Annotated in this window: 9 protein-coding genes; 5 read left to right on the top strand and 4 right to left on the bottom strand. The window is 34.6% G+C overall.

Features of this window, described 5'->3' with window-relative positions:
- From rpsL to EPU_RS01790, 5 genes are all read left to right on the top strand, one after another.
- The coding region (rpsL, locus tag EPU_RS01810) for a 30S ribosomal protein S12 (protein ID WP_010166223.1) at positions 1–379 on the top strand (379 nt) is incomplete at its 5' end.
- 146 nt (positions 380–525) lie between these two features.
- Positions 526–996 carry a 30S ribosomal protein S7 gene (gene rpsG / locus EPU_RS01805; RefSeq protein WP_010166221.1) on the top strand — a complete coding sequence of 157 codons (471 nt, stop codon included), beginning with the start codon at positions 526–528 and terminating at the stop codon, positions 994–996.
- Positions 997–1,027: 31 nt separating this feature from the next.
- Positions 1,028–3,109 carry an elongation factor G gene (fusA, locus tag EPU_RS01800; protein ID WP_010166219.1) on the top strand — a complete coding sequence of 694 codons (2,082 nt, stop codon included), beginning with the start codon at positions 1,028–1,030 and terminating at the stop codon, positions 3,107–3,109.
- Positions 3,110–3,223: 114 nt separating this feature from the next.
- Positions 3,224–4,417 (top strand): elongation factor Tu, encoded by a 1,194-nt coding sequence (tuf, locus tag EPU_RS01795; protein ID WP_010166217.1) that lies wholly within the window; start codon positions 3,224–3,226, stop codon positions 4,415–4,417.
- 87 nt (positions 4,418–4,504) lie between these two features.
- Positions 4,505–5,089 carry a TerD family protein gene (locus EPU_RS01790; RefSeq protein WP_010166215.1) on the top strand — a complete coding sequence of 195 codons (585 nt, stop codon included), beginning with the start codon at positions 4,505–4,507 and terminating at the stop codon, positions 5,087–5,089.
- A gap of 220 nt (positions 5,090–5,309) precedes the next feature.
- Here the strand turns inward: EPU_RS01790 and spoIVB are convergent, their stop codons facing one another.
- From spoIVB to EPU_RS01770, 4 genes are all read right to left on the bottom strand, one after another.
- The gene (gene spoIVB, locus EPU_RS01785; protein ID WP_010166212.1) at positions 5,310–6,608 is read right to left on the bottom strand and encodes a SpoIVB peptidase; all 1,299 of its coding nucleotides are present in this window, start codon (positions 6,606–6,608) and stop codon (positions 5,310–5,312) included.
- 174 nt (positions 6,609–6,782) lie between these two features.
- Positions 6,783–7,241 (bottom strand): arginine repressor, encoded by a 459-nt coding sequence (gene argR / locus EPU_RS01780; RefSeq protein ID WP_010166210.1) that lies wholly within the window; start codon positions 7,239–7,241, stop codon positions 6,783–6,785.
- Complete coding sequence (locus tag EPU_RS11170; protein WP_010166208.1) at positions 7,213–8,052, bottom strand: NAD(+)/NADH kinase; 840 nt, start codon at positions 8,050–8,052, stop codon at positions 7,213–7,215. The genes argR and EPU_RS11170 overlap by 29 nt, the downstream gene beginning before the upstream one ends.
- 2 nt (positions 8,053–8,054) lie before the next feature.
- Positions 8,055–8,861, bottom strand: coding sequence for a TlyA family RNA methyltransferase (locus EPU_RS01770; protein WP_010166206.1), 807 nt, complete (start codon positions 8,859–8,861; stop codon positions 8,055–8,057).

The raw sequence follows: 8,861 nt of genomic DNA, 5'->3' as shown, positions 1-8,861 counted from the left end.
AACAATTGAAAAAAAATCTACTGCTCCAGCTTTACAAAAAGGCTACAACTCTCTCAAGAAGAAGTCAACTGATATTTCTTCCCCACAAAAAAGAGGAGTTTGTACAGCAGTAAAAACAGCTACTCCCAAAAAGCCCAACTCAGCTCTTCGTAAAATTGCCAGAGTTCGTCTTACAAATGGAATAGAAGTTACAGCTTATATCCCTGGAGAAGGTCACAATCTACAAGAACACAGTGTTGTTTTGATTCGTGGCGGAAGGGTAAAAGACTTACCAGGTACACGTTATCACATCATACGTGGTACTTTAGATACAGCAGGTGTTGCAAAAAGAGAGCAATCTCGTTCTAAATATGGAGCGAAGAGACCTAAGAAAAAATAATATAATAATCGCCCGGCACCAACTATCGCTTAGTTTATAATATATAATAATATGAAATAGATTAGTAATGGGCGCGCACGACCCCATCAATAATTGTTGGGGCGAGTACCGATGATTTATCAAAATTTCGTTAAGGAGGGAAGACCGTGCCACGTAAAGGACATATCGCAAAAAGAGACGTTTTAGCAGATCCAGTATACAACTCAAAATTAGTTACTAAGTTGATCAATACGCTTATGCTAGACGGAAAAAGAGGAACGGCGCAAAAAATTGTTTATGGTGCATTTGACATCGTAAAAGATAAGACAGGCAGAGATTCTATAGAAGTATTTGAGGAAGCTCTTGAAAATATTATGCCTGTATTAGAAGTAAAAGCAAGACGTGTGGGTGGAGCCACTTATCAAGTACCTATGGAGGTTCGTCCAGAAAGAAGACAAACTCTAGGACTTCGTTGGTTGATCACTTATATGCGTAAACGTGGAGAAAGAACCAGCACACAAGCCTTGGCAGCAGAGCTATTAGATGCTCTTAACAATGGTGGTGGAGCCGTTAAGAAAAAAGAAGACACACATAAGATGGCGGAAGCAAACAAAGCATTTGCACATTACAGGTGGTAATAAAGGCACAAAAGCCTAGAGGAGGAATAACATGGCAGGAAGAGAATATCCGCTCGAAAGGACTAGAAATATTGGTATCATGGCTCACATCGATGCCGGAAAGACAACATTGACAGAGCGAATTTTATTCTACACTGGAAGAAACCATAAGATTGGTGAAACTCATGAGGGTGGCGCTACTATGGACTGGATGGAGCAAGAAAAGGAGCGTGGTATTACAATAACCTCAGCGGCAACTACTTGCTTTTGGAATAACAATCGTGTAAACATTATTGATACTCCAGGACACGTAGATTTTACCGTTGAAGTTGAACGTTCGCTTAGGGTTCTAGACAGTGCTGTTGGTGTCTTTTGTGCAAAAGGTGGCGTTGAGCCGCAATCTGAAACAGTGTGGAGACAAGCAGACAAGTATAATGTACCTAGAATGGCATTTGTAAATAAAATGGACATTATGGGTGCAGATTTTTATAACGCAGTAGACATGATGCGTGATAGACTAGGAACTAACGCAGTTCCTATGCAGCTTCCAATCGGAGCTGAAGATGAATTTATTGGTATTATTGATCTTCTTGAAAACAAAGCTTATATCTATAAAGACGATCTTGGAAAAGAAATCGATGAAATTGAGATTCCAGATGATATGAAAGAAAAAGCTGAAAAATTTAGAGAAGAAGCAATTGATGCCATTGCAAGTATTGATGATGATTTGGCAGAAAAATATTTAGAAGGTGAAGAGCTTACTTTGCAAGAGCTAAAAACAGGTCTTAGAAAAGCAGTTATAGGAACTCAAATCGTCCCTGTATTCTGTGGCTCGGCCTATAAAAACAAAGGTGTTCAAAGATTACTTGATGCCATTGTTGAGTATATGCCTGCACCTACAGATATCGAAGCTATCAAAGGCATAGACCCAGATACCGATGAACCTATGGTACGTCACTCATCTGATGAAGAGCCTTTCTCAGCGCTTGCATTCAAAATCATGACAGACCCATTCGTTGGAAAACTTGCCTTCTTCAGAGTTTATTCTGGTACACTTGAATCAGGATCATATGTATATAACTCTGTAAAAGGCAAAAAAGAGAGAATCGGTCGTATAGTACAAATGCACGCAAACTCAAGACAAGATATTGATAAAGTATATGCTGGCGATATTGCAGCAGCAGTTGGTTTAAAAGGAACTACTACGGGTGATACTCTTTGTACAGAAGATAATCCTGTAATCCTTGAATCGATGGTATTCCCAGAACCTGTTATCTCTGTTGCTATCGAACCAAAGACTAAAGCTGGTCAGGAAAAAATGGGTATTGCATTATCTAAACTTGCTGAAGAAGATCCAACTTTTAAAGCATATACAGACCAAGAAACTGGTCAAACAATTATAGCTGGTATGGGTGAATTACACCTTGAAATCATCGTCGATAGACTGCTTCGTGAATTTAAAGTTGAAGCTAATGTAGGCGCTCCTCAAGTTGCTTATAAAGAAACTCTCGCTAAAGATGTTGATATCGAATCCAAATTCGTTCGTCAATCTGGTGGTAGTGGTCAATATGGACACTGTAAAGTTAGATTTTCAAGACTTGATCCTAACTCTGAAAAAACTTATGAATTTAAAAGCTCAGTTGTCGGTGGTTCTATTCCAAAAGAATATATTCCAGCAGTAGACAAAGGTATTAGAGATGCTATGACAAGTGGTCCTCTAGCAGGATACGAAGTTTTAGGTATCATGGCCGACTGCTACGATGGTTCCTATCATGATGTTGACTCATCCGAGATGGCATTTAAAATAGCAGGTTCTATGGCATTCAAAGATGCTATGAAAAAAGCTGGTGGATTACTACTTGAGCCTATTATGAAAGTTGTAGTAATTGTTCCTGAAGACTACATGGGCGATGTTATTGGTAACATTAACTCTCGTCGTGGTAGAATCGAAGGAATGGAAGCTCGTAATGGTGCTCAAGAAATTAGAGCTCTGGTTCCACTAGCAGAAATGTTTGGATATGCGACAGATCTTCGTTCTAGAACTCAAGGTCGAGGCAACTATTCTATGGAATTTGATCACTATGAGCAATGTCCAAAGAGTATTCAAGATAAAGTTGTTGCTGACGGCAAATAATTTGTTTCGTATCAAAAGTAATATAAATTGGAATAATTCCAATATCAAATGGAAATAATTAATAATAAAACTAACTGAAAATATTCAGTTGCATTTCAAGGAGGATTTTTTAAAATGGCTAAAGCTAAATTTGAACGTAACAAACCACACGTAAATATTGGAACAATCGGACACGTTGACCACGGTAAGACTACTCTTACTGCTGCGATCACAAAAACTCTTCACGAAAGATATGGTACTGGTGAAGCAGTCGCTTTCGACAATATTGATAAAGCTCCAGAAGAAAGAGAGCGTGGTATTACAATTTCTACAGCTCACGTTGAATATGAGACACCAAATCGTCACTATGCACACGTTGACTGTCCAGGACATGCTGACTATGTTAAAAACATGATCACAGGAGCAGCTCAAATGGATGGAACCATTCTTGTTTGTGCTGCTACTGACGGGCCAATGGCTCAAACTCGTGAGCATATCCTACTTTCTCGACAAGTTGGTGTTCCTTATATCGTAGTATTCCTAAATAAATGCGATATGGTTGATGACGAAGAACTTATCGAATTAGTAGAAATGGAGATTCGTGAACTTTTAAATGAATATGAGTTCCCTGGAGATGATACTCCTATTATTCAAGGTTCTGCGCTTCAAGCTCTTAATGATCCAATGGGTCCTTGGGGAGATAAAATCGTTGAAATGTTCGAAATCATCGATGAATATATTCCAACTCCTAAGCGTGATACAGAAAAACCTTTCCTTATGCCAGTTGAAGACGTATTCTCTATTACTGGTCGTGGAACAGTTGCCACAGGTAAAATTGAATCTGGTATCCTAAAAGTTGGAGACGAAGTAGAAATCGTTGGTATCAAAAAAGAAACTCGTAAAGTAATTTGTACTGGAGTTGAGATGTTTAGAAAACTTCTTGATCAAGGTGAAGCTGGCGATAACATCGGTGCACTTCTTCGTGGTGTTCAAAGAAATGAAATCGAACGTGGTCAAGTTCTTTGTAAACCTGGATCAATCACTCCTCATACAAAATTTAAAGCTGAAGTTTACGTTCTTAAAAAAGAAGAGGGCGGTCGTCATACTCCATTCTTTTCAAATTATAGACCACAATTCTATTTCCGTACAACAGACGTTACTGGACTAATTAAATTACCAGAAGGCGTAGAAATGTGTATGCCTGGGGATAACATCGAAATGGAAATTGAGCTTATCCATCCAATAGCTATGCAACAAGGACTTAGATTTGCGATTCGTGAAGGCGGACGTACAGTAGGTTCTGGAGTTGTTTCTGAAATCATTGAATAATCTAAAGATAAGGGCTATATTTCCAAGTTTTAATACGGGAGGTATAGCCTTCTTTTGTATCTAAATTCTTAGAAAGGGGAATTTATAATGGCAGTTAGTTTACAAAAAGGGCAAAAAATTAGTTTGACCAAAGAACGCCCTGGGCTTTCCCAAGTAATAATCGGATTAGGATGGGATGCGAAAAATCAGAAAGCTAGTCTTTTTTCAAAAACTAAACCTTTTGATTGCGATGCTTCTGTTCTTGCATTATCGAATAAAAAACTCACAAATAATAGTGATGTTATATATTATGGCAACCTATCACATCCAAGTGGAGCCATCACACATCTTGGTGATAATTTAACAGGTGATGGTGACGGTGATGATGAACAAATTATTGTAGATTTTTCAAAAATGCCTCCATCTCTTGATTCCTTAATAGTTGTAGTTAATATTTATCAATCCACAGAACGCAAACAACATTTTGGCAATGTAAAAAATGCTTTTATTAGAATAGTAGATCCAAAAAATAATATCGAACTTTGCAGATATAATTTAACCGATGATTATTCTAATTTAACCGCCCTCATATTTGGTGAACTTTATAAAAAAGACAGTGAATGGCGCTTCAATGCTATTGGACAGGGTACGACAGATCCTACTCTAAATTCCTTAATAAAAAAATATCATTAAAATCAAAATAGACTGCAAATTCATTTACAGTCTATTTCATATTACCCTTTTTTTATTTATCATATCTTTTATACAAATTTTACATCACTCATTATTCTTTTCATTATATGCAAACTCATTACCAAATCAAATTATTATTACTTCTTTCAAATTATAAAAATTGACGCTACAAAGTGCTATCCTTGTATCATCCATTAATTACAACACTTTTTTATGCAATTTACTCAATATTTTCTGCTGTTTTTAGCATATTCTCTATAAAAATTCCATATCCTGTTGTTGGATCATTGACAAATACATGACTTATAGCTCCTATAATTTTATCATTTTGAATAATAGGAGACCCACTCATCCCTTGAATTATTCCTTTTGTAATATTTAACAATTCTTCATCAATAATTTTTACAATCATTCCTTTAGACGGTTCACTAATATGCTTCGCTATCTTTTGAATTTTTACATCATATGACCGCACTCCCTCTCCTGTTAAATCAGCCAAAATTACAGCCTCTCCTTCTTCTACTTCACTCGAAGTAGCTACTTGAACTGTTTCTTTGGTCACTTGTTCTATATCATTTTCATCCATAATTCCAAAAATTCCGCAATTAGTATTGTTAGCTACACTACCAAGACTTGCTGCATCAGCTGTATCAATTATTCCACTAATTTCACCTGGAACACCCGCTTCACCTTTTTTGATGCCATCTATTTCTGCTTCCATAATTTTTCCATGCGAAATAGGAATAATTTTTTCAAAATCGGTATCTGTTATGCCATGACCCAATGCACCAAAATTTCCCGTTTCTGGTTCAACATAAGTAAGTGTACCCAACCCCTGAACAGTATCTTTTATCCATATTCCTAATTTATAACTATCTTCTGCATTTGAATATTCAGGTACCACTTCTGTTTGAATATATTTATCTTCACGCATGATATCCAAAACTACAGGAGTATTAGAATTGGTTTCTATATATTTTTTAAAATCTTCTTTAGTATTTACTGGATTATTATTAATTGAAAGAATTCGATCACCTTTTTTAATCTTTCCTTTACAAGGATGTACTTGATTCCCATCAGATTCAAATTCACCAGTTCCAACAACACAAACTCCCACAGAATGTATTTCTATTCCTATTACATCTCCACCCGGAATCACTTCCATATGAGGACGAACCGAAACGATAACTGTTTTGATTGGAATAGATCCTAACAAATTTATTTTCAGTTTTGCGCTTCCTTCATCTGCAGCTTTTACTACTAAAGGATCATTCAAATTTATGTTTTTTATCCCCTCTAATACATTATTTATATTATCATCTAAAATTAAATTTTCATCTTGAGCTTTTATAGTAGCTTTAACTGGAATATTAAAATCTATACTATATTCCTGACCTACAACCATATTTATTTCATCTGGTAAATAATATTTTGCAATTACCACTGGGCTTATTAATATCATAATACTTATAAGTGATAAAAAAATCAATAATATTTTTTTATGTTTATCCTCATACAAGTTTACACATCCTATTCTGTAATATACTAATACTTATAAAATTGCCTATTTAGGTAACATTTATACAGTTTTACAGATTATTCATAAGGTATTATTTTCATAAAAAAGAAATACAAGGAATTATTGAATTTTTTATCAATAAACAAAAAACATTACATTGTTTTTACATCATTTTTAAGTATTTAAAATTTTATTAAACTCTTTTATTATATAAGATGCTCTATCAATATCTTTTATAGCACAAAAAATTGTATCATCTCCTGCAATAGTACCAACTATATCTTTGTAATTAAATGTATCTATAGCCGATGCCACTGCTTGACTCATTCCTGGAAGCGTTTTTATAACTAAAATATTTTGTGCTATATCTATAGTCAAAAAACCTGCCTTAAACACTCGCACCACTTTTGCCGATATATTAATTTCTGCATTGTTTAATGCAATATATTTTTGTTTATCTATACTCATTGCAATTTTTGTCAACTTCAATTCTCTAATATCTCTAGAAATCGTAGCTTGTGTCACTCTTAATCCTGCTTTTTCAAGGTTTTCTACTAATTCTTCTTGTGTTTGAATGTTATATTCATTAATAAGATTTAAAATCTTAGATTGTCGTTCTTCTTTCTTCCCCATTGTTATCGTCCTTTTTAAATATTTTCTTACTTAGTACCTCAAAAAAATCTCTGTCAGAAAGCTTTAAAAGTTTTACTCTTTTTGAAGCCTTGCAAATTTCTATTGTATCATTTTTATTTATTGACATTTTAACAACTCCATCGATGCATAAACTCAATTCTTCTTGATCTGGTAATCTAATAGAAACCTCATCTTTATTAGTAAGAACAATACTTCTAGAATAAATTGTATGTGGACAAATTGGAGTTAAAATTATATTATCTGCTTCCGGAACAACAATAGGTCCTCCAGCAGATAAATTATAGGCTGTCGAACCTGTTGCAGTGGATATTAATATTCCATCTGCTGGATAAATATCAACCACTTTTTTGTTTACACTTATTTCAAATTCTGTTATTCTACTACTAAATGAACGGATTAAACTAGTTTCATTTAAAGCTAGATATTCATATTTCATTAAAGCATTAGTAACAGTAGTATTAAGCATCATTCGTTCTTCTATCTTGGCTTTAACTAGATTTTCTTTTGTCAACAGTTTATCTATTTCCGAAGCTTCTATATCTGCCAAAAAACCTAATCTTCCCAAATTTATTCCCAAAATAGGTATATCATAGAGAACTGCGTCTTGCGCTACTCGCAATATCGTTCCATCACCACCCACAACAATTAGCATATCTGCCCAACTACAGATCTCTCTATTATTACACTCCAATTCAAACTCAATATTTTCTCTTTTTAAAATTTCTGCTATTTGCAATGTAACTTTTAAATCCTTGTCTTTATCCAAATTAGTAGCTACCCCAATTTTCACATTTACAACTCCTCATGCGACAACTTTACAACTTTAGCAACTATGTCATTTTTATCCAATTTATCAACTTTATATTCATTTGACAAATATATTAAATACTCACGATTACCCTCTGGTCCTTTTATAGGCGAAAAATCTAATCCTACAACAGAAAAACCTATTTCAGTTACATAATTCCATATGTTTTCGATCACTCTTTGATGCACTATAGGATCTTTTACAACTCCGTGCTTCTTAACTTCTTCTCTTCCAGCTTCAAATTGAGGCTTTATTAATGCAACTATTTCTCCATCTTTTGCTAATAAATTTTTAGTTGGCTGCAAAATTTTTGTTAAAGAAATAAACGATACGTCAATCGAACTAAAATTAATTTGTTCTGATATTTCTTCCTGAGTTACATAACGCATATTAGTTTTTTCAAGCGAAATTACTTTTGGATTTTGGCGCAATGTCCATGCTAACTGCCCATATCCTACATCTACGGCATATACTTTAGCAGCCCCTTCTTGCAGCATACAATCTGTAAATCCACCTGTTGACGATCCAACATCCATACAAATTTTACCAGCTAAACTGATGTTAAATTTTTGAATAGCTTTTTCTAGCTTAAATCCGCCTCTACTTACATATTTCATTTTTTGTCGTACTTCAATTTCAGCACTGACTTTTACTTTTAACCCAACTTTATCTTCTTTTTGCCCATCAACATATACAACTCCTGCCATAATATATGCTTGCGCCTTTTCACGTGAATCTGCTAAAGCTCTTTTCGTAATTAATACATCTAATCTTTCTTTTAATTCATTCAT

The organism is Candidatus Epulonipiscium viviparus, from assembly GCF_000171335.1.
GTDB lineage: Bacteria > Bacillota > Clostridia > Lachnospirales > Cellulosilyticaceae > Epulonipiscioides > Epulonipiscioides viviparus.
The sequence above is the reverse complement of the archived record's forward strand: the minus strand, read 5'-3'. Positions and strand labels throughout refer to the sequence as shown.

What these genes read in the sequence shown, in the direction of transcription:
- fusA (WP_010166219.1), top strand. Translation starts at nt 1,028, where the DNA reads ATGGCAGGAAGAGAATATCCGCTCGAAAGGACTAGAAATATTGGTATC.
- tuf (WP_010166217.1), top strand. Translation starts at nt 3,224, where the DNA reads ATGGCTAAAGCTAAATTTGAACGTAACAAACCACACGTAAATATTGGA.
- EPU_RS01790 (WP_010166215.1), top strand. Translation starts at nt 4,505, where the DNA reads ATGGCAGTTAGTTTACAAAAAGGGCAAAAAATTAGTTTGACCAAAGAA.
- argR (WP_010166210.1), bottom strand. Translation starts at nt 7,241, where the DNA reads ATGGGGAAGAAAGAAGAACGACAATCTAAGATTTTAAATCTTATTAAT.
- EPU_RS01770 (WP_010166206.1), bottom strand. Translation starts at nt 8,861, where the DNA reads ATGAATGAATTAAAAGAAAGATTAGATGTATTAATTACGAAAAGAGCT.